The sequence below is a fragment of the Sporosarcina sp. A2 genome, assembly GCF_050858885.1.
In the GTDB taxonomy this organism is placed as follows: Bacteria; Bacillota; Bacilli; order Bacillales_A; family Planococcaceae; genus Sporosarcina.
In genome coordinates this window covers 323,585-345,835 of sequence record NZ_CP193898.1, presented here as the reverse complement: position 1 = coordinate 345,835, position 22,251 = coordinate 323,585, and the positions used below count along the sequence as shown (strand labels likewise).

General features: G+C 44.3%; 19 protein-coding genes. 12 read left to right on the top strand and 7 right to left on the bottom strand.

All coding sequences use genetic code 11. The features are described from left to right. Window positions 1-201 precede the first annotated feature (201 nt). Window positions 202-1,113 carry a methyl-accepting chemotaxis protein gene (locus ACRPI0_RS01525; RefSeq protein WP_432354325.1) on the top strand — a complete coding sequence of 304 codons (912 nt, stop codon included), beginning with the start codon at window positions 202-204 and terminating at the stop codon, window positions 1,111-1,113. A 28-nt stretch (window positions 1,114-1,141) separates the two neighbouring features. On the opposite strand, the gene ACRPI0_RS01520 is transcribed toward ACRPI0_RS01525, so the two are convergent. Next, window positions 1,142-2,962 carry a cation:proton antiporter gene (locus ACRPI0_RS01520; RefSeq protein ID WP_432354324.1) on the bottom strand — a complete coding sequence of 607 codons (1,821 nt, stop codon included), beginning with the start codon at window positions 2,960-2,962 and terminating at the stop codon, window positions 1,142-1,144. A gap of 296 nt (window positions 2,963-3,258) precedes the next feature. On the opposite strand from ACRPI0_RS01520, the gene ACRPI0_RS01515 reads away from it, so the two are divergent. Together ACRPI0_RS01515 and glpK are read left to right on the top strand one after the other, a co-directional pair. Further along, entirely contained in the window at window positions 3,259-4,269 is a 1,011-nt protein-coding gene (locus ACRPI0_RS01515; RefSeq protein WP_432354323.1) for a YsnF/AvaK domain-containing protein, read from the top strand. Between the two features lie 133 nt (window positions 4,270-4,402). Next, entirely contained in the window at window positions 4,403-5,896 is a 1,494-nt protein-coding gene (gene glpK / locus ACRPI0_RS01510) for a glycerol kinase GlpK (protein ID WP_432354321.1), read from the top strand. A gap of 941 nt (window positions 5,897-6,837) precedes the next feature. Here glpK and ACRPI0_RS01505 read toward each other — a convergent pair. The 5 genes from ACRPI0_RS01505 to ACRPI0_RS01485 form a co-directional block, all read right to left on the bottom strand. Then, window positions 6,838-7,734 carry a diacylglycerol/lipid kinase family protein gene (locus ACRPI0_RS01505; protein WP_432354320.1) on the bottom strand — a complete coding sequence of 299 codons (897 nt, stop codon included), beginning with the start codon at window positions 7,732-7,734 and terminating at the stop codon, window positions 6,838-6,840. A 104-nt stretch (window positions 7,735-7,838) separates the two neighbouring features. Further along, window positions 7,839-8,930, bottom strand: a complete 1,092-nt coding sequence (locus ACRPI0_RS01500; RefSeq protein ID WP_432354318.1) for an NAD/NADP octopine/nopaline dehydrogenase family protein — start codon at window positions 8,928-8,930, stop codon at window positions 7,839-7,841. A 63-nt stretch (window positions 8,931-8,993) separates the two neighbouring features. After that, window positions 8,994-10,394, bottom strand: a complete 1,401-nt coding sequence (locus ACRPI0_RS01495; RefSeq protein WP_432354317.1) for a YfcC family protein — start codon at window positions 10,392-10,394, stop codon at window positions 8,994-8,996. Window positions 10,395-10,530: 136 nt separating this feature from the next. Further along, a complete protein-coding gene (locus tag ACRPI0_RS01490) occupies window positions 10,531-11,253 on the bottom strand; it encodes a GntR family transcriptional regulator (RefSeq protein ID WP_432354316.1) in 723 nt (240 codons plus the stop codon). Window positions 11,254-11,445: 192 nt separating this feature from the next. Continuing rightward, window positions 11,446-11,892 (bottom strand): DUF4385 domain-containing protein, encoded by a 447-nt coding sequence (locus ACRPI0_RS01485; RefSeq protein ID WP_432354315.1) that lies wholly within the window; start codon window positions 11,890-11,892, stop codon window positions 11,446-11,448. A gap of 296 nt (window positions 11,893-12,188) precedes the next feature. Here ACRPI0_RS01485 and ACRPI0_RS01480 point away from each other — a divergent pair, with 296 nt between their 5' ends. Together ACRPI0_RS01480 and ACRPI0_RS01475 are read left to right on the top strand one after the other, a co-directional pair. Beyond that, window positions 12,189-12,692, top strand: a complete 504-nt coding sequence (locus ACRPI0_RS01480) for a competence protein ComK (RefSeq protein WP_432354314.1) — start codon at window positions 12,189-12,191, stop codon at window positions 12,690-12,692. A 144-nt stretch (window positions 12,693-12,836) separates the two neighbouring features. Then, window positions 12,837-13,163 (top strand): DUF378 domain-containing protein, encoded by a 327-nt coding sequence (locus ACRPI0_RS01475; RefSeq protein ID WP_432354312.1) that lies wholly within the window; start codon window positions 12,837-12,839, stop codon window positions 13,161-13,163. Between the two features lie 58 nt (window positions 13,164-13,221). Here ACRPI0_RS01475 and ACRPI0_RS01470 read toward each other — a convergent pair whose 3' ends face one another. Continuing rightward, complete coding sequence (locus tag ACRPI0_RS01470) at window positions 13,222-15,270, bottom strand: helix-turn-helix domain-containing protein (protein WP_432354311.1); 2,049 nt, start codon at window positions 15,268-15,270, stop codon at window positions 13,222-13,224. 139 nt (window positions 15,271-15,409) lie between these two features. Between ACRPI0_RS01470 and ACRPI0_RS01465 the strand changes: the two genes are divergently transcribed. From ACRPI0_RS01465 to ACRPI0_RS01435, 7 genes are all read left to right on the top strand, one after another. After that, window positions 15,410-15,859: a MaoC family dehydratase N-terminal domain-containing protein gene (locus tag ACRPI0_RS01465; protein WP_432354310.1), complete on the top strand. Its 450-nt coding sequence runs from the start codon at window positions 15,410-15,412 to the stop codon at window positions 15,857-15,859. Window position 15,860: 1 nt separating this feature from the next. Continuing rightward, a complete protein-coding gene (locus tag ACRPI0_RS01460) occupies window positions 15,861-16,304 on the top strand; it encodes a MaoC/PaaZ C-terminal domain-containing protein (protein ID WP_432354309.1) in 444 nt (147 codons plus the stop codon). A 17-nt stretch (window positions 16,305-16,321) separates the two neighbouring features. After that, window positions 16,322-17,485 carry a thiolase C-terminal domain-containing protein gene (locus tag ACRPI0_RS01455; RefSeq protein ID WP_432354308.1) on the top strand — a complete coding sequence of 388 codons (1,164 nt, stop codon included), beginning with the start codon at window positions 16,322-16,324 and terminating at the stop codon, window positions 17,483-17,485. Between the two features lie 13 nt (window positions 17,486-17,498). Further along, window positions 17,499-17,933: a Zn-ribbon domain-containing OB-fold protein gene (locus ACRPI0_RS01450; protein WP_432354306.1), complete on the top strand. Its 435-nt coding sequence runs from the start codon at window positions 17,499-17,501 to the stop codon at window positions 17,931-17,933. 239 nt (window positions 17,934-18,172) lie between these two features. Further along, window positions 18,173-19,366: an acyl-CoA dehydrogenase family protein gene (locus ACRPI0_RS01445; protein WP_432354305.1), complete on the top strand. Its 1,194-nt coding sequence runs from the start codon at window positions 18,173-18,175 to the stop codon at window positions 19,364-19,366. Window positions 19,367-19,388: 22 nt separating this feature from the next. After that, window positions 19,389-20,537 carry an acyl-CoA dehydrogenase family protein gene (locus ACRPI0_RS01440; RefSeq protein WP_432354304.1) on the top strand — a complete coding sequence of 383 codons (1,149 nt, stop codon included), beginning with the start codon at window positions 19,389-19,391 and terminating at the stop codon, window positions 20,535-20,537. 225 nt (window positions 20,538-20,762) lie between these two features. Further along, window positions 20,763-22,241 (top strand): aldehyde dehydrogenase family protein, encoded by a 1,479-nt coding sequence (locus ACRPI0_RS01435; RefSeq protein ID WP_432354303.1) that lies wholly within the window; start codon window positions 20,763-20,765, stop codon window positions 22,239-22,241. The last annotated feature ends 10 nt before the right edge of the window (window positions 22,242-22,251 follow it).

Below are 22,251 nucleotides of genomic sequence, written 5' to 3'. Positions count from 1 at the left end.
TTGGAGGCTGAACATCAGCTTCCGAAGTCTTTTTTATTGTAAACTCTGTTGTGTACTATTCGGTTACATTTTACAGTTTCATGAAACCATTTTCAGTTACTCTCAATTAAAATTCATCCAGAAATCAATTTCACTAGTACAAATGGTTCACTGAATGTATACTGGAAAGATATTCATTGTATAACATTAGGAGGAATCTAATTGAACGTATCCATACTTGAAACGGTATCCGATCAACTCGTAGTCAGCGCACTAGAAGATAACTTAGCAATCATTCGATTTGGAACAGACAAACGTATTGCTTATGTGAATGAAAAGTTTGCGGCTGCTGTCGGCTACCGTCCGGAAGAAATGGTTGGCATGCTCCATGAAAAACTATGTTTCCCTGAGTTTGTAAATAGCCCTTCCTATACGTCCATGTGGAGAGATTTAAAGAAAGGTATCGCATCTTCCGGTAAAATCAAACGAAAGTCGAAAGATGGCTCTGTCGTGTGGCTTGAGGCGACGTACATGCCTGTATTCAGCCAAGACAAACGGACCGTTCTCGGAGTTACAAAAGTTGCAACGGACGTAACCAAACGTCAAGACATCGCGCTAGGTGTAGTAGCAGAACTCAACCAAATGGCGCAGTCACTTACTGAGCAAGCCGATGAAGGAAGAAGTCGCAACGAAGACTTGTTAAAGCGCATTGCAGCACTCGCTGATGTCTCTCATACCAATACGAATAACCTCGAAGTGCTCCAAACACATTCTGAAAATATACAAGGAATCGTCAAAACGATCCGTACGATTGCTTCTCAAACGAATTTACTTGCATTAAATGCTGCAATTGAGGCGGCACGTGCTGGTGAGCATGGACGTGGTTTTGACGTTGTCGCTAAAGAAGTGCGCAAACTTTCATCTAATGTTGAAGCTTCGATTGTGGAAGTCCGCGACGGTATAGATGCGATCACAAAACAAGTTAATTTAATAGCTTCGGGTACTGATAGTGCGCAAGCCAATATCGATGATTGTAAAAAAGATATTGAAACTGCTATGGAGGCATTCCTCCATCTCGCGTCTTCGGCTGCTGAACTTGAAAGCCAGTCACAAGAAGTTTCACATATCGTATAATGGTAAACAAAAGGAGCTCAACCGCTTATTAAGCGGTTGGCTCCTTTTTCTCTACCTTGGGTCGCAGGACGACTAAAATGTCCCCTTCTTCAAGATTGACTCTCTTTCGTAATGTCACAAATACGATCAGGTCACTCTCCTTTTTAATAAATAGTGGAGTGATCTCTTTTGGTATTTCATCCAACCAATTGTCCTCATTTTCAACCTCAGTAATGAGGATTTCCCCGATTTCATACACTGTATTGACCTTCCGATTCAGCTCTGTGAACGTAGCATCTTCCCGGAATAAGATATGTGCTTTTAATGAAATAGGTAACTCCGATTCATTCATCTGATGATTTAACGCAACCGGCAGTGAAAACGTATTGTTGAAACCGAATTCAGGTGCGAATGATTGAGCTATCAACGCATTGTAGGAAGCGTCCCCAGTCATTGATACGATCGTATTATAAGGTGTTAAGTCTACTGCGAAACGTGCTTGTTCCGACAAAATCTGTCCCTCGAATGTTTCAACGCCTTTAGCCGTGGCTAAATTCAACCGTCCTCTTGAGGGATCCATAATAAGAACTGGAATTCCTAGTTTTTTCAACTGTTCCCCTAGAGATGCACTGAAGTTACTAGCGCCAATAATCAAAATACCCGGGGGTTCGTTGCTTGCCAAGTGTAGCCTTTTCGCAAGTGGACCAATCGTGAATCCGTGTGCACACACAGTAATGATAACGAGTGCAAACGTCAAAGCGGTCAGTAGGCTTGCCTCTTCATACCCATCATTTACGAGGATGCTTGAAAAGTATCCGGCAACTGTAAGTGCAACAATTCCGCGTGGCGCAATCCAACCGATTAAGATTTTTTCATTTCGATTCAATTCGGTACCAATCGTTGAGATCCATACGGACAATGGACGCACGACGAACAATGTTACTAAAACGAACGCGAGGATTGGTAATGTAAACATTTGTGCAATCGTTTCTCTCGGTAATGACGCGGTCAAGAGGATGAATACAGTCGAAGTCAACATGACCGAGACGTTTTCAACAAAATGACCGAGGTTGCCAATTGATGAGACGTATTTCTTGGAACGGCCAATAGTTAGACCCATCACCGTCACTGCAAGCATTCCTGTTTCGTGCATGATTACTTCTGCCAACATGAAACAGATTAGGACTAGTGCCAGAACGATCGGTGATTTCAAGTATTCCGGAAATTGACCTTTTGTCGCCATAACCGATATGAATAACCCAACTGCAAGTCCTAAAAGAATCGCCAGACCTGCACCTCCGAAGAAGCTAAGCAAATTACTCATTGTTAAGTTATCATTGCTCAAAACCTTAATTACTTCATACGCGAATAGCGCAAGTAACGGTCCTGCTGGATCGACAATGATCCCTTCCCACTTCAAGACAGCTGCAGTCCGTGACTTTAGCTTTGCATTCCGAAGTAATGGAATGATGACAGTCGGCCCAGTGACTACGAATAATCCTCCTATAATGAAGGCGATCTCCCACTGCAACCCTGCGAAGAAGTGAGCGGCAAGGGAACCTAGAATCCATGCGAGAAACGCACCAACTGTGACAATGCGTGTGACGGATTTTGAAATCCCTTTAATTTCACGAATATCAAGATTTGAACTGCCTTCAAAAAGAATAACAGCAACCGCAAGTGAGATTAGGGGCCCATACAAGTCACCGAGTGCGGCTTCTGGATTGATTAATCCTAAAACGGGACCAATGAGCAATCCTGCAATCGACATGATGACAATCGATGGCCACTGAATCCTCCAAGCAAGCCATTGGGAAAATATTCCTAAAGCGAGTACGGCGACTACGCTAATTAATGCTAAATTCTCCATTTCCCCACTCCCTACTACATACAAATTTCATGATTTATGTTAGAGACAAGTGTACCAAACCAAGGTTCTCCTGCCTACTCTAAAAACCTAGTAGATTAGGCAATTATTCAAGCTCGTTTTGATGAATGCTGTTGCAAATTCAAACTTTCTCATGTAACGAAAAGATTACAAGGCTATGACAATTATTGTTTTAGACTTAAAAAGGTTTTCATAGATGAACCCTCGGGTATACATTATCTAACACCACATAACCACCACAAAAGTTTAACTTAAAAATCCCGAGGAGGAACTTGAACATGAATAACAAAAAGCGATTTGTTGGGACATTCCAAACTGAAACAGAAGTAATTTCAAAAATACGGGAACTAAAAGCTACAGGAATTTTAGATGATAATGTTTACGTAATTGCTAAAGATAAAGATGACTTACACATGCTTCGCAGCCGTACAGATGCTGAAGTAAAAACACCAGAAGACTCGTTGATGGACAAGTTCATGAACTTCTTATCAGGTGAAGATTATATTTACAATCTATTAAGTGATACAGGCTTAAGCCAAGCTGAAAAAGATCGATATACACAGGAAATCCACGACGGCGCCATGTTGCTTTATGTAGATGAAGGCGAAGCAAATACACTACGTAACGACGCGAACAGCCGATACTCCCAAAGTGATTCAACCAACGATGCGAATTTAGCAGAACATACACAAACTGATGCGCTTGGTATGGCAGGTGGCTTAAGATCCGATCGTGATAATGGTTCTTTACAAGGTAATTTCGACCACACTGCGGATGCTCATACAAATACTGTGAATACGGAGCAGTTACGTAACGCGGGTGGTCTTAACCGTACAATCGAAGAAGTCCCAGAAACGATGGAGCTTCATGAAGAACAGTTGAATATGGATAAACAGTATGTCCAAACAGGCGAAGTCACTGTTGAAAAGAACGTGGTCGAAGAACATAAATCGATGGACATCCCTGTAGAGCATGGAGAAATCACAATTGAACGACGCCCTGTTCATGACGCTCTATCTAATAGAAATGAAGAAAACTTCCAAGGTTCAACTGCTTTCGGTGAAGAAACAATTCGTGTGCCTGTGACTGAAGAACGCATCGAGGTTACTAAAAAGCCAGTTGTTACTGAAGAAATTGTTATTAACAAAAAGAGAGTAACTGAGACGGAGCATGTTGACGAAACGCTAAAACGCGAAGAAGTTGAAGTGAATCGTGAAGGCGTAACGGATGATGTGACCTTCAAATCCGATCTTACTAATACGAATCCAAATCGTACCGACAAATTTTAATCACCCCTCCCCTTGCCTGTTTTACTGGCAAGGGGTTTTTACATACATGAGATTTCTGGCTATCCCATTGACTATGATAGACTGAAGAAAATGCTTCTGGCGACAGGAGCCCTATACGCTGGGAGGAAATTGTATGAAAGAGACATACATGCTTGCACTCGACCAAGGAACGACCAGTTCACGTGCGATTTTGTTCAATAAACAAGGGGAAGCTGTCTTTACCGCGCAACAGGAATTCAAACAGTATTTCCCGCAAACCGGCTGGGTCGAACATAATGCGATCGAAATTTGGAGTTCGATTTTGTCAGTCATCGCAGGCGTTTTATCCGAGAAAAGCCTTTCACCAGATCAGATTGCTGGAATCGGAATTACAAACCAACGAGAAACTACCGTTGTCTGGGATAAAAAGACGGGTAATCCTATTTATAACGCAATTGTTTGGCAATCCCGCCAGACATCTAGTATCTGTGAAGAACTCAAATCCGCAGGACATGCCGATTTGATTCGTAAGAAGACGGGGTTGCTCATCGACCCTTATTTCTCAGGGACTAAAGTAAAGTGGATTCTCGATCACGTTGAAGGAGCACGTGCGAAAGCTGAGAATGGCGACTTGTTATTCGGAACAATCGATACATGGCTTGTATGGAAATTATCAGGTGGCACTGCTCACATTACGGACTACTCTAACGCTTCGCGTACGATGATGTACAATATCCACGATTTACAATGGGATGAAGAGTTACTTGAGATTCTAGACGTACCTGCTGCTATGCTTCCGGACGTTCGCCCTTCTTCTGAAGTTTACGCACATACTGAAGCAAGTAAGTTTTTCGGTCGTGAAGTTCCGATTGCTGGTATTGCTGGCGACCAACAAGCTGCCTTATTCGGGCAAGCGTGTTTTGAAAAAGGTATGGTGAAAAACACGTATGGCACGGGCTGTTTCATGTTGATGAATACTGGTGAAGAAGCGGTCCAGTCCGAGAATGGCTTACTCACGACAATTGCATGGGGACTTGACGGTAAAGTGGAATATGCGTTAGAGGGTAGTATTTTCGTTGCTGGGTCAGCCATTCAGTGGCTACGAGACGGCCTGCGGATGATACGAAATTCAGGGCAAAGTGCAGAATACGCAGAGCGCGTCACTTCTTCTGATGGCGTCTATGTTGTCCCTGCATTTGTCGGACTCGGAACTCCGCACTGGGATAGTGATGTACGCGGTGCTGTTTTCGGATTAACACGTGGCACTACAAAAGAGCATTTCATCCGCGCGACGCTCGAGTCACTCGCGTACCAGACGAAAGACGTCTTGGATGCGATGGAAGCTGACTCCGGCATCTCCTTGAAATCATTGCGTGTCGATGGCGGTGCAGTTGCAAATAACTTCTTAATGCAGTTCCAATCTGATTTGCTAGGCGTACCCGTCGAACGACCTTCTATTAACGAGACAACGGCTCTCGGGGCAGCTTATCTCGCTGGGCTCGCTGTAGGATTTTGGAAAGACTGCTCCCAAATCGCGGACCGATGGCAATTGGATCGTCAATTTGAACCTGAAATGGACGACCAAGAGCGCGACGAGTTGTATGCAGGTTGGAAAAAAGCGGTAAAGGCTGCGCAAGTATTTAAATAAGTAGGAGAAGCGCACCGAATTTGATTCGGTGCGTTTTTGATGTGTTTATTGGGGAGAATTGAGGGCTGATGCCGATTGTCAGCGTCATACTTCCGATAACGCCTTGGATCTTGCCGATTCTCTCGTCCAGCCGTCCCGCTCGTCTTGCAACAAGCGAAGCGCTACCAATTAATCCCTTTATGGTGTTGATTTGTAGGCTGTTATCGACAAACTCTCTGATATGTCGGAGAAACCTTGTGAAGTGTCGGACAATCGCATATGAGTGATCGACAAAACCGCGGCAATGATGGAAATGTGGTACTAACTGATCGAGAAGGTAAATCGACGCTTGAGGTAACCTATGTCAGTGTGGAATAGCTCGTCTTGCAACAGGCGAAGCGCTACCAATTAATCCCTTAACGGTGTTGAATTGTAGCCTGTTATCGACAAACTCTCTGTTGTGTCGGAGAAACCTCGTGAAGTGTCGGACAATCGCATATGAGTGATCGACAAAACCGCGGCAGTGATGGAAATGTGGTACTGACTGATCGAGAAGGCAAATAGGCGCTTGAGGTATCCTATGTCACTGTGGAATAGCCCGTCTTGCAACAAGCGAAGCGCTACCAATTAATCCCTTAACGGTGTTGAATTGTAGCCTGTTATCGACAAACTCTCTGTTGTGTCGGAGAAACCTCGTGAAGTGTGGGACAATCGCATATGAGTGATCGACAAAACCGCGGCAGTGATGGAAATGTGGTACTGACTGATCGAGAAGGCAAATCGACGCTTGAGGTAACCTATGTCAGTGTGGATAGCCTGGTGCCGATTCATGCGCCCATAGTTCCGATTGTCAGCGTCATACTTCCGATAACGGCCGACATCTTCAGATTCCTACCACCCACTACCTCTAAAATTCCTCAACGCAAAAACGCTTCGTCCGCAAGACGAAGCGCTCTCATAATTTATGTTGCTCTAGGGCATAACATGTTCAAATGTCCTTTTAACACTTCAATCCGTCCCGACTGAAACTCATATAACTCTCCGTCCATATCTACTTTCTCTTGGCCAGCAGCTCTTATAGTTAGCTCACTCGCTTGGATATACTCCAGCATATCGAGTTGTTCGTTTGTCGTGTCCGGATTCCGAAGGGAAAGTAGCTCCCGCAACATCGCTAAATTGGAGTTTTTCATAACAAGCACGTCTAGTTTCCCATCAGAAGGACTGATTGCTGCAATTGGAATCGATGTCGTCGCGAGAGAGCTTCCGTTCAACACAAAGATCGCGACTGCTTCTCCCCTTAAATCTGCACCGTCAGCGAGAATATGGTACTCAAAGCTTTCTGCAGCACGCGCCGTACGAATCGTGCTCGCTATATAACTCAGCGATCCAAAACTCTTCTTTTGGTTTTCATTCACATTTTCAGACGTCTCCGCAACCAGTCCAATTCCCCAAAAGTTAATGAAGTGGTGATCCCCTTCTTTACCGATATCTATTGCACGGATTTCTCCATTCACTAATGCTTCCGCTGCTTCACGCAAGTCTTGAGGAATGCCAAGTGTGCGAGTAAAATCATTCGACGTCCCGCCTGGTAAAATGGCTAAAAGCGGTCGGACTGGAAGAGTGAATATAGTATTTACACATTGATGAACAGTGCCGTCACCACCCATTATTACAACAAGATCCATGTCGCATGAAGCTTCACAGATACGGGCCATTTCTTCAGGACTATCCGGTCTCACAATCGTTAATTCTTTCACTGACTTTCCAAGGATCGGCACAACCGCTGCGAGTTTCGCTTCTACATCATCATCTCCTGCATGCTTGTTATAAATAAGCACCGCGTTGTTGAACGTGTGCATAAAGTTTCCTCCTTTAGGGCTTACTTCTTTCACGTACTATTCCCCCCAGAGTCACCTGGATAACCTTTGCAACTAAATTCTATTAAACTGCATATCTCCCGTCATCATTTTCGACCAGTTTGAACAAATTCAAGAAATTCATTCCCAGACATACCTGCCACACCTAAGTTTTCAAGCGTTCGTGCCTCATCCATTAAGCTCCGTCCGAGCAGCAATTGCCCCATTGTTGCAGCTGTTTCCATATGAATAACAGGAAGTCCCAACAGTTTACCTATCTCTATAAAAGGCACGAGCCCCATTGGTATATCCTCCGTTATATAACGAGTTTCCAACGTCTTTTGTCCTCCTATATCCTGATAAACCGGATTTCTGTTGACGGATTCGGCCAACGTGTCTTCAAATACATCATACTCAACCTCCAACTGTTGCAGGCATGATAACAATTCCAACCCAAGTGCCCTTCCAATGGCTAGACGTTCCTCATCCATTCGTTCAACATAGCGTCCAATACTAGGTGTAAACCCATCCACATAGAATCTCCACTCTTGCTCAGATTCGATTATCCCCGTATTAAATAATGTAGTTGCCGGGTGTAAAATAGGATTTGTATTATCAAAACTAGTAACAAGGATGCTCTCGCATGCTTCAAACTGTGGAAATGCAGTTTGAAGTATTTCTACAACTCGTGCCGTCTCAGTTGCCGGTAATGCAGCCGTTAATATACGATTTTTCAGTCCAAACACTTGTGTAGTGCCCGGTTTTACAATTCGACAACCATAAAGCAATGTATTCGTTTCTCCTAATGTAACGTTAGCTTTGCAGCCTTCATCATCCAATGTTTTTCGGAACACTAATGATCCAAATGAAGCGGCAGGATTCAGAATGACAATTTGACCATCTTTTAAATACGGAGCACATGACTCCGCCACTGTTCGATGTGCTGTTGCAGGGACCGTCACAAAGACAACATCCGCATCTTTCAATGCTTCTTCCATATTAGTCGTCGCACACACGACTTTTCCAAATCCAGTCAAAGCATCTTGTAGATAAACACCCCCTTGCTCTTTAATCGCCTGTATCGTCTCTTCGAAAATATCGTAAATTGTAACGTCAAATCCCATCATTCCTAAGTGCCCTGCAGTTGTCTGTCCACCATTACCTCCACCGATAATCGTCCATTTCAATGAATTATTCATCTGTAATCACTCCAAGTTGTATGTTTTATCTATTTGTTTATAATGTTATAATGTTTCATCTTATTAAAATGGACCCCAGTCAATCCATACCCCTACAGCCAAGATAATCATAGTCCAAATCGTCCATTTTAAAACTAGCGGTCCTGCAAAACGTACCCACTTTCCGAAAGGAACGGCAGCGATTCCGAGCGCGGCCATCAGTACAGGATGTGTAGGTGTAATCATGTTCCAATAGCCATCCCCTGACTGAAATGCTTGAACCGCAATTTGGCGATTAATCCCGATAACATCACTGATGGACGACATGATTGGCATAACAACCGCAGCTTGCCCCGTCGAAGATGGAATGATGAAGTTAATCAATCCTTGTGAAATATACATACCCCATGCTGCGTATACACTATGAAGGCTACCTAGAGGAACGGATACCGCGTACACTAATGTATCAATGATTTGGCCCTCTTCCATGACAACAAGTATCGCCCGAGAAAGTCCGATAATTAATGCAGCAGCTGTCATGTCGGCAGCACCTTTCATGAATTCATCCGTGAACTGATTGAAACTTCCTTTAAACGCAATCATACCGATGACAATTCCCATAAGAAGCATAAGCGCTGAGATTTCACCTAAATACCATCCATATTTTAAAACCCCAAACACAAGTGCCACAAGGGATAATCCAAGTACCGCCATAATCATCTTGTGGCGTTTCGTCATCGTCAAATTTTCTAGTATCGTAGCATCTGTCTCAATTTCTTCTTCATTTATCAACAAACTTGTCTTAGGATTCAGTTTGACCTTTTTTGCATATCTCAATGTGTGATGGATGGCGATAATAAGTCCACCGATCATTAAAATAGATCGTAATCCGATCCCCGAAAATAGCGGTAGTTCGGCTATACCTTGAGCAATCCCAACGTTAAACGGATTCAATGGTCCCGCCGAATAGCCTGCATATACACCGACAACAACGATGGAAACCGCCACGATACGGTCATATCCCATTGCCATAGTCGCAGCTAGCACAATCGCAACAAAGGGTAGCGTTTCCTCCGCCATGCCGAACGTTGCCCCACCGATTGCAAAAGCAGTCATCGCGATGATGATGAATATTGACTCTCGCCCTTTTAACCGATGAATTAGTCTTGCTAGCGCAGCGTTAATAGCTCCACTCTTTACGATGACTCCAAATACGCCCCCAACGATTAGAACAAACGCGATAATTTCCGCAGCACCGACAATACCTCCGAATACTGACGATAAAACACCTCCTATGCCTACTGGCGATTGTTCGGTATAACTGAAACTATCTGCAACAATCAGTTCACGCCCCGTTTTCTCATCCATCATCCGATCAAATTGTCCTGCCGGAATGATATACGTTAGCAACGCCACAAGTACAATCATGAACATCAGCAAGGCTGTTGTCGTAGGAGGCTTTACCTTCCACTTTCTTTTCCCCATATTCATTTCCCCACCATCCCTTACGCGTTGATTAATTATTCCGTCTTTTTACACCGAATCACTTACTTGGATAATTAAATATAACATTATAACTTTATGTTAAATAGAAAACTATGCCAAGCACAGTTTCTAGTGTTTATGTTAGTTCCAGTTCCATATAATATTTCTCTTTGTCCTGTTTCATGACAAACTTGGAATACTCAACGCATTCTCCAGAATCTGCAAACGTAATACGTTCCCAAACAAATAGTGGAGTATTTGGACGGACACCGAGTAGTTTCACTTCCTTTTCATTTGCAACTGCACCTGAAAAGTAGTTTTTTGAACGTTTGAGTGTGACCTTACACGTTTTCTTCAAAACATCATAGATGAAAGCATCCTTATTGATGATTGGCTCATTTTTCGGCCAAATTTCTTGAGGTATATATGTATATTCTAACGAAACCTTTTCTCCGTCTTCATAACCGATTCGTTCCAAATAAACAAATTCCGTCTCCACTGGCTTCTTTAACTTTTTTGCAATACTTGGATACAAACCATGGCTACCACTGGAGAGCAAATCATGGGCACTGCTCACTTGTTCATCCATTTTAATGAACTCAGATTTGTGAATATTTTTCTCCAATCGTTGACCCGTCACGAATGTACCGCGACCACGTTGTCTAACAAGCATTCCTTTGTCAACGAGATTCATAATCGCACGCTTGATTGTTATATTGCTCACTTCAAGTGTTTTTGCCAATTCCGTTTCCGTAGGTATTTGAAAACCCTCGTCCCATTGTCCTGAGAGAATCTTCTCTTCTAAAGTTACTTCCACTTGTGAATAAAGCGGTGTAGTTGCGGATTTGTCTATCTTCACTTCCCCCACCTCTGTCGATTAGATTATAATGTTATAACTATTCGGAACTATACAGGGTTCATTATAAAATGTAAAGAGTTTTTTGAAAACGGTTTCATTTCATGTGCCTATAAAAGAGGTTATGTTTCACACAACATATATATTCATTCCAGTTCTCAACGTAAAATACGTTGAATAATAGCCCTATATAAATCACCCATACTCCTTCTGATAAGCTTTCTTACGTTTCAAATAATTTTCATCCTCACGTATTGCATCCCAACGCTCTTTGAAAATTGCTGCGGACTTTGCTTTCTCTTCGTCGATTTGCCGTTCCTTAATCGAGCCGTCTTCGTTATACTTACGTCCACCTTTGTAGTTAGTATATCGACGTGCACGCGTGTACCCCATTTGGATAAACTTCCGAGACATGTCCATACCAACAAAATCATCGTCCTTTCGATACTCTTCAAAAAGCTCACAAATTTTATCAGCAGATTCTTTAGCAATCTCAGGTGTCTTAAATCGCCAATGCGGAAGGATCTCTCCTTTATACGGTTCAACAAGCAAGACACCTTTTTCACCTCTACCTACTCGGTACAATTCAGGTTGTTTGCGGAGGTCTAGATTTTCATAATCCAAGTCATAGTCAAGTGCCATACTACGCCACGTCCTTTTTAATTCGTTTACCCTGCATTTCGAACACAAAACAGCTATCGACTATTTTGGTTCAAAAATTGGAGATTTCGTTTTGGTAAGTCACTCATTAAACTTATTAATTCGTAAATACGTTCATGATTCTTATCTAATCATCAACGAATTCCCTAACGACCTATCCGTTACTATAGCTTCATAAAATGACGAATCATGTCGGAAATTAGTGTTATATTCATACTTTTAGAACTAAATGATATGTCGTATAATGGGACCATTAAACAGTTATAGGAGATGGCTATATGATGAATTGTGAGAGTTATTTGCTGGATAGTCAGGCGTTGGCGCTTATTGCGTACAAAGATGATTTAGGGAGTCTTTCCAAAATAGTCACGTTGCATGGGACGTACACATCAAAGAAATCACCTGCGCAACTTCTGCACTTAGCCTGCTTACATAATCAGTCCACCGTTCAAATACAGAAGAAAGTGGCAAGTGCTGTTTTGAAGTTTAAACATAAGCCGCCATTTCTAGTCTCACAAGATGTAGGTGTTTTTCCGACTAGCTCCTCTAAACATGAAACGTGTTGCTATATTTTCAATCATTTCTTTACACCAACAGAAATCGACAAATCGACAACGTTGCTTACATTTTCAAACGGAGCTACAGTAACTGTTCCTGTATCTATGCACATTGTTCAACAACAAAATGGTCGACTGCATACGCTACTTAGCCATTCTACACAGTTACGAAAAGAGCTTTACTTTGACCAATATTTGTTTTCGAGTGACCGCATGAATCGTTAATAAACAATACAACTAAGAAATCTATAAGCGCATCTCTTTTAGTTTGTGAAACGATGTATGAAAAACAACTTTTGACAAACGCTAAGGATGGATGAATTTCTTTAGAATGAAATGAAATCCTAATTAGAAAAGGGAGTTGACAGCATGCGAACTGTTTCGCGAATCGCGCTAGTACTTGTCATTATCGGCGCCTTGAATTGGGGTCTTATCGGTTTATTCAAATTTGACCTAGTTGCTACGTTATTTGGAGGACAAGCCTCGATTTTATCCAGAGTTGTCTATACACTCGTCGGTATAAGCGGGATTGTCAGCCTTGGAATTTTGTTCGAAACGAATGATGGGCGTGAAAATGATCTCGATTACGGCACGTTTTCGAATTCTAATTTAGGAACAGAATTCGGGGATGAACCAGATTTCACAGAACAGCGTGACGCAGCTCGCCGTCGTTCAGATGACGATACGATGATGTAGAACAGAAACACCGCCACAATCGACTTTCTCGATTGTGGCGGTGTTTTTGGCTCTCCCCTCAAGCTCGCTGCCGTAAATAGCAAGCGAGTTGTAGTTGAAGTGCATCATCTGCCTGTTTCAATGAAAGGTCTAGTGTTTCTTCAATCTTTTTCAATCGTTGATACAACGTATTGATGTGGACATGAAGTAAGTTTGCCGCTTCGCCTGCTGAGCGATTACAGTTGAAATAAGCCAGCAACGTTTCTTCCAACGTCCCATCTGAGCGATCTGCTTCGTGCAGCGGTCCAAAAATATCCGTTAGAAATTTACTTACTTCTTCCGTGTTCCGACTCGTGAACAATCGGCTTATTCCAATATCTGTGTATCGGACGAGCTGATAATTTCGAGTACCGGCAATTGGATTTGTCAGTGCTATCTCCGCTTCCCGATACGTTCGTTCTATTTGACTGTACATATTAACGAGTGAACCGATTCCGCCATGCAATATATAAGTTGCTTCATTTTCCGAGTCGAGATTCATCAATCCCTCAAGTTTACGTTCAAAAATAACTAACTCTGCTGGTCCATCCACCCCTACCAGGACAATCACTTTGTTTTGCCAGCCGAAAACGGTCTGGATATGAGTACTTGAAGAAGAACGCAACTTTGCAATCAATCTAAAAATGTGTGCCTCCAGCTCTTGCGGATCTGAACAACCCATAACCTGTATGATGGCAACCGCAAATCCTTCCTTATCGTGGATTCCGAGTGCTTCTGCTTTTTCCTGCAATTCATCGGTATCTTTTGCGTGGAGTAGTTCATCAAACAATTCACGTTGGTTTTTATAATAAAATGCGAGCACATTTTGCTTTTGAACTCGTTCTAGAGCGAGCACAGCACTTCCCTGTTCAAGCGCGAGTTCACCAAGACGTGTCACTGACTTTCCCTGTATTGCAATTAAACATCCGAGGACTACGGATCCTGATCGAATCGGATACAATACAACATCCCCTGACGGATTCATTTCAATCCGCTTTGTTAGTTCTTCTTGTTGGATGATTCCAAGCAACGTACCAAACGAGAGTCCAGCAGGCAACGTTGAAGACGCTGGCGTCATTTCGTTCATCAACAAATCTGCAAATACTAATGGTTGTCCGACCATCTTGCCTAACTCTTCCAGCATCTTTTCGGTTCCTAAGTTTCGGACAGAAAGATCTGATAGCGTTGCATGGATTGCATCCCGTTGAAGGAGTGTGTCATTCAATTCCCGAATGTTTGCGAACTGTTTGGCATTGCGAATCGCGATGCCGACTTGAGTCGTGAAGATTTGAAGTAACCACAGATCGCGCTCCGTCAGCACTTGCTCAGAATTGATCTGCCCGAGGTACATGACACATTCAATACGGTCATCGACACCTATTGGATAGGCAATGACGGATCGCACATTCGTACTATCTTCTACCCGTCTGCCCCAGCGTTGTCTGTTTTCCAGTGAAATCCGTTTGACTTTATCGTAGTCTAAATCGCTAGAATCGGTAATTAACACCGGATTCCCAACTTCAAATGCGTGGCCAACTGGACCCTCCCCTAATTCAAACTCCATTTGCTGAATCTCTTCAAAACAATACCCTTCTGATGCTTTACAGACGATTTTCCCTCGATCTTCATCGAACAACCACAGTGTTCCATAATCGGCATTCGTAATAACGTCGAGCGTATGAGTCAAAATGTTGGAGAACACGTCTTCCAAATCGAGCGATGCGGTTGTGTAACTGATGCTGTCGACAATACGCGCTAATTTTGCACGTCCGGTTTCATCCGCATATTCAGAGTAGCCTTTATGTAGGAAGTCGAAGAGTATAGCGAGATCCGTATCCGCGATTACCTGACTCTTTTCGATGAGTAAAATGACGCGATATTCTTGTGAATACGTGAACTGTATAACACTTCTTCCTTCGTCTCTTAAGACTTGCACGGGTTTACCGGGGCGCCTTGTCGTTATAGGGGGAGCCATTCCAGTTACATTTGTGAGTGCATAGACTTGCTGCAACTCGTCTTTCGCAATCCAAATGGAATACGGCGATGTGATCCCGATTCGTTCTAGTAAGGTTTCGATAGGTAACGACACTGTACTTCCCTTCTCTCTATGGAAAAACTTCTAATATTCTACTACTAACTATAGAGATTTCTACATTGTACTGTCAACCTAATTCACATACTATTTTAAGTAGGTGGAATTTTAACTCAAATACATTCGGAGGTGCCCTATGGATTTAGATAAAAGCATGATTGGAATCGCGAGTAAACCTTACATCGCAGAAATTGATCGGGAACGTGTCACTCGTTTTGCACAAGCAATTGGTGATGAGAACCCCCTTTACTTTGATGAAACCTATGCGGCCGGTACGGCTTATGAAAATGTAACTGTACCCCCTACTTTTTTAGTATCGCTCGGTAGCAATGTAGAGTTGCCACTGAAACTCGACTTCAAACGAATGTTACACGGTGAGCAAGAATTCATCTACCATAAGCCAATCCGAATTGGAGATCGTCTTGAGTGCACAATGGCTGTGACAGATGTTTACGATCGAGTTGGAAAAAGTGGGACGATGCAGTTTCTCGTTCTCGATACAGAGATGAAAACAGAAGATGGTGTTCTCGCAGCTGTTGCGCGGAACACGATTATTTATAGAGCAGCACAGAAGGGAGCAAATTGAAATGAAAGCGATTACTTCAATTCCGTTTTCGGAACTTCAAGTGGATGCACAGCTCCCTCCTCTCACAAAACCACCTGTTACTTTGGAGCAATTAGTCCAGTATGCACAAGCTTCGGGCGATTTGAATCCGCTTCATACAGATGATGCTTTTGCGAAAAGTATCGGGTTAGATGGCGTTATCGCACACGGAATGCTCATCATGGGCTTCCTTGGACAATATGTGCAAGAACTTGCGGGAACAGAAGCTGTCGTCAGTAACTTCAGTATGCGGTTCGGTGCAATGACGAAGCCAGGAGATGCAATTACGTGCAGTGGTGTTGTGAAGCAGTTCACGGAAACCGCTGAAGAGCGTACAGCTGAACTTGAATTGATTGCAGAAAAAGCACCAGGTGAACGTGTTGGAACTGGAACGGCGACGTTAGTTTGTAAAATCGAGAACGATTGACTAAGGAGGTAGCACACATGGCAACTTATTCAAATCAATGCGCAATCGTCGGTGTCGGCGAGAATCAGCGCTCCCGTAAATCAGGTACGACTCCCCTTCATATGGCGCTCACTGCTGCGCGCAATGCGCTCTCTGATGCAGGGTTAGAGGCAAAAGATCTCGATGGCATTATGAATTATTCAACGGGTGGAGATTCGTGTCCATCACACGAACTCGCGACGTATCTTGGGTGTCATCCGAAGTATGTGAAAGACGTGAGTGGCGGCGGTAGTAGTACGGAATTGCTGATTGCTGATGCCGTTGCATTAATCGAATCAGGTATGTTAAACACCGTTCTCATCTATCGGTCGATGAATGGAAGTTCGGGTGTCCAAGTCGGACGTGGGTATGATCCGAATATGCTTCAGGAAATGCTACCGGGTGGAAGTTTCATCATGCCGTATGGTTCTGCAAGCCCTTCCCAATGGTTTGGGATGTTCGCGAATCGTCATATGCACGAAACAGGAATTACGAAGGAGCATTTAGGCCACGTATGTATTAGTTTCTATGAGCATGCACAGCGGAATCCGAATGCGTTCTTGAATGGAAAACCACTCGATATGGAAACGTATCTTGCAACGCCTGATATCAGTATGCCATTCAACATTCATGACTGTTGCGTGGAGTTAGATGAAGCAAATGCAATTATTGTAACGTCTGCAGCGAATGCGAAGAACTGCAAATCGAAACCGGTGTTCATTGCAGGAATGGCGCCGCGAACGACTCATTCCCACGTTCATTACTGGACGCAGGTAGATGAAGTTGCGGCAGATCACGCGGCAGCGGATCTATACAAATCTGCTGGTGTGAAGCCTGAAGATATCCAGGTTGCTTCGCTCTATGACTGCTTCAGTTGGGTCGTTTTGAGACAGCTTGAATCGTACGGGTTTGCTAAACGTGGTGAAGTCGGTGATTTCGTTGCAGCGGGCAACTTGAAGATGGGCGGAAGCCTTCCTTCGAACACTGCGGGTGGCATGCTTTCGGAAGGGTACACGCACGGTATGAACAACGTGTTGGAGCTTGTTCGTCAATTGCGACATGACTATAAAGGTACAGATCGCCAAGTGAAGGATTGTGAGCTCGGGATTGCGACTGGCTGGGCAGGTCCGGATATTGCTGGTGCGATGATTTTACGAAATTAAAGGAGGCGTCTTGATGACTAAACAGACTGCATATGAAAAGCCGATTCCGTTGAAGACTTTAGATAACCATGAGTATTGGGACGCTGCGGATGAACACGCGCTTAAGCTTCAGAAGTGTTCGGCATGTAGCACGTTCATTCACCCCCCTGGGCCGGCTTGTCCGAGTTGTGGAAGTCCGGAGACGGAGTGGGAGTTATTGGGTTCGGATATTTCGGCGACGGTGTATTCGTATATCGCTTCGTACCGACCGTTTTTGCCGGGGTTCCAGCATGAGTTGCCTACTGTGATTACGGTGGCTGCGCTGGATGTTGCGCCTGATGTGAAAATCATGGCTAATATTATTGATTGTGATCCGACGGCTGTAGAGATTGGGATGCCGTTGAAGATGACTTGGGTGGATATTACGGATGACCGGGCTTTGCCACAGTGGGTTTTGGCGAGGGATTAACATTACACGGTGTTGATTTACGCTTCAGACGGGCGCTTTCCGCGGGCTCGATCTCAGCCTCCTCGGCGCTTCGCTTCTGCGGGGTCTTCGGTCTTCGCTTATCCCTAAGGAGTCGCCGCTTTCCGCTTCAATCAACGCGGCTGGTTCGACCAACTATCTACCTTTTAATGAAGAGAGAGAAGAAAGAAAAAATAAAAACAACTAGTACGTGCGGTAGTGATGAGAAAGGGTGTGTCTCAATGGATTTTACATTTACGGATAAAGAGGAGAAGTTTCGTGGGGAGCTGCGTGGCTGGCTTGAGGTGAATTTGCCGAAGGGTTGGTTGCAAGGCGATCGCAAGCTTCCTGAAGATAATGAACACTACTCAAAGTTTCTTCGCGATTGGCAGCGGACGTTATATGAAGGTGGTTGGGCGGCGATTTCTTGGCCGAAATCATATGGTGGTCGTGACGCTACGCTTATGGAAGAAATCATTTATCACCAAGAAATGGTACGTGTTCAGTCCCCTCCCCTTGTGAACTATATTGGCATTCATATGGTCGCACCGACTCTTATGCAAATGGGAACGGATGCGCAAAAAGAGGAATTCATCGGAAAAATCCTGACGGGTGAACAAGTGTGGAGTCAAGGGTATTCAGAGCCGGGTGCAGGATCCGACCTTACTGCCCTTCAGACAACGGCTGTTAAAAAGGATGGCAAATGGGTCATCAACGGTCAGAAAGTATGGACTAGTTTTGCACATCTGGCAGACCGCTGTTTCCTACTGACGAAAACGAGTCAATCTGAAAAGAAACACGAAGGCATTACAGTTTTCCTTCTCGACATGGACCAAGAAGGAGTCGAGACACGCCCGATCGTTCAAATGGATGGACATCAAGAATTCAATGAAGTCTATTTAACGGATGCCGTTGCAACTGACGAAGATATTGTCGGTGAAGAAGGCAAAGGTTGGGCGGTTCTTATCGCACTCATGCTTCATGAGCGTTCAGGGATTGCAGCGCAAGTGTTTACGCTTGAACAGCAATTCGAACGAGTCATTGAGATGGCGAAAACTGTCCGGTTGAATGGCTCCCTTCTTATTGAAGATCCATTTGTTGAAGATGGTCTTGCCGATTTGTATGCGCGCATCAATGGCGCGAAATTGAACTATTATCGCAACATCACACATACCCTCAAAAGTGGTAAGCCTGGTCCTGAAAGTTCGTTAGACAAATTGCTTGTCAGCGAGTTGACGAAAGAGCTTTTCGACTTCGCAATGACGATTCAAGGTCATTCAGGCGTGTTAACGAATGAGGATTCCCTATTTGACTCAGAGATGCAAGGTCAGTACCTCGCATCATTCGGCGCAACGATTGGCGGCGGGACGAGCGAAGTTCAACGTAACACAATCGGTGAACGTATTCTCGGACTCCCGAAAGACTTAGGACGATAACGGAAAAGGTGAGGTGACTACTATGGATTTTGCATTAAGCGAAGAACAAGAGCTGTTTCGGACAGCGATTCGTAAATATATGAATGACCTTGATAGAACGGAAGCAGCGCGTGCTGTTATTAAAGGCAAACTGGATGTTGTAGATAAAGCTACATCGGGACTAGCTGAGATGGGCGTAACCGCCATCCCCGTTTCTGAAGAATTGGATGGTCTTGGTCTTGGAGCACTCGATCTCGTTCCCGTTTTCGAAGAGACCGGACGAGTCTTGCTCCCTGGACTTCAGCTCGAGACGCTTGCACTTGCAGTTCCTCTGCTCGAGGCTTTTGGAACGACTGCACAAAAAGCAGCTCGCCTTCCGAATATCGCAGTTGGTGAAAGTTCTGTCTCCATCGCTTGGTATGAACGGGATGGCAGCTTATTCCCGAACGCGTTCAGCTGTATTGCGGCGAAAACGGAAAGTGGCTATGCACTGACAGGTACAAAAACATTGGTCCCTGTCATCGGTGATCCAGATACGTTCATTGTGGGTGCTCAGACAGCAGAGGGCAAGTCGTTTTTCCTAGTGAAATCGAGTGATGTAGCATCAATTCAAAGACTTTCGGTTCTTGATGAAACCCAGCATCTTGCGAAAATCGAGTTGAACCAAGCTCCTGGTGAGTTACTTGGTGAGCCGGGTCACGCTGCTGATATGTTGAAAGAAGGTTTGTTGCATTTCAACGCTGCGCTTTGTTCTAGCATGGTGGGTGGAATGGATGAGCTTGTAAAAATGACTGCGGAATACGCGAAGATTCGTGTGCAGTTCAATCAGCCGATTGGACGTTTCCAAGCGATTAAGCATGGCATCGTCAATATGAAGCTCGATTTAGAGACGGCGCGTTCCCTTTCCTATTATGCAGCGTGGGCTGTTGAAACGGATGCTACGGATAAAATTGCTGCGGTTCATAGCGCAAGGTCGTTCGTTTCCAAAGCGTTTATTAAAGCAGCGGGCGATTCGATCCAGATTCATGGCGGAATCGGATTCACTGAAGAACTTGATGTGCAGTTGTACTTGAAGCGTGCTCGTTACTACGATAACTATTTCGGTTCTGTGCGCGACTCGCGTAAAGCAACGGCACATTCACTCGGATGGCATTCAACGACTGCCAAACGTGATGCAGTTCCGGTTTCTTGACTTTTAGTACGTCAATAGATTGCTAGTTAGTGCTCTATGCATATGTGTTATGAGCACTTCCCGGAGGTTTATGAGCACTTTTCCCGAATTATGAGCACTTTTCGCAAGTTATGATCACTTTTTGTATTTTATGAGCGCTTTCGGGCATTTATGATCGCTTTTTGCGATTTATGAGCGTTTCCCGAAGTTTATGAGCACTTCCCACATTAAAGGAGGAGAATGAATATGGCAGTGTCGACAGACTTGAAAGAGTATCAGAACTTGATTGGTGGAGAATTACGAGCAGCAACGGGTGGCGCACTTACGGAAAGTTTGGATCCTTCTACTGGAAAAGCGTGGGCGCGCGTTCCTAAAAGCTCTAAGGAAGACGCAGTCGCTGCGATTGAAGCAGCGCAACAAGCGTTTCCAGCGTGGAAAGCACTATCTGCAGGAGAACGTGCTGCGTGTTTACGTGACGCTGCAGAAGTTATTTCATCCAACGGTGGAGAGCTTGCTGCACTTGAAACACAAGACAATGGATGGGTCATCCGAGAAACCTCATATGGCCTCATGCCTGTTTTGCAGCAAGTGTGGCTAGATGCAGCAAGTAAAGCAATGGAAGCGAATCGTGGGCAAACTGTTCCAATGACTAAAACGACTCTTGGTTATACGTTACGTGAACCTTATGGAGTTGTTGTTGGAATCACACCTTGGAATGCACCACTGTTTACATTTGCAATTAAAGCGGCTTACGCATTAGCTGCTGGAAATACTGTTGTCATCAAACCATCTGAACAAGCGGCAGTCTCTTCCCTACACTTAGCTAAGCTGCTAAAAGACGTATTCCCTGAAGGCGTCCTCAACGTCATTTGTGGACCTGGTTCTGAAATCGGAGACACACTCGTTGAACACCCTGCAGTGAATAAAGTGAGTTTAACAGGGTCAGGTGGTACAGCTAGTTCAATTGCGAGAGCAACTGCCGGTAAACCAAAGCCATTGATTTTTGAGCTTGGCGGTAAGTCTGCCAATGTCCTATTCGAAGATGCCGATATAGACAAAGCAGTGGAAGCGATTTGTTCGTACAGTATTTTCACAGGAAACTCCGGTCAACTATGTGTTGGAAGTTCACGCCTTCTTGTGCACCGGTCGATTATCGATCAAGTAGCGGAAGGTGTTAAAAACTATCTTCAAAACCCAGAGCTGAAACAGTTCGGACCAACATTAGATCCAACGACAACTACTGGTCCTATTGCAACGAAATCACAGTACGAAAAAGTACAATCTTATATCCAGCTAGGATTGGATGAAGGTGCGGAGCTCATTTATGGTGGCCGCTCTGGTGGATCTGAACTACTACCTGATCGAAGCGACTTGGCGGACGGTTATTGGGTCGAGCCTACCCTTCTCAAATCAGAGTCCAACACATTAAGGGTTTGTCAGGAAGAAATCTTTGGGCCAGTTTCAGTTATGATTCCGTTCGATACGGAGGAAGAAGCGATTGCTCTTGCAAATGGAACTGAATTCGGACTTGCTGCTGGCGTCTGGACGAAGGATCTAAGCCGTGCTCATCGTATGGTTGCTGCCCTTGAAGCAGGTAATGTCTGGGTCAACACGTATGCACGAGTTGGCATCGACCTTCCATTCGGCGGTGTGAAGAGTAGTGGTTTCGGAACGGACTCTATCGAGGATTATTCTCGAGAAAAAGCTTGTGTAATTGAATTGTAAAAATTCGAAA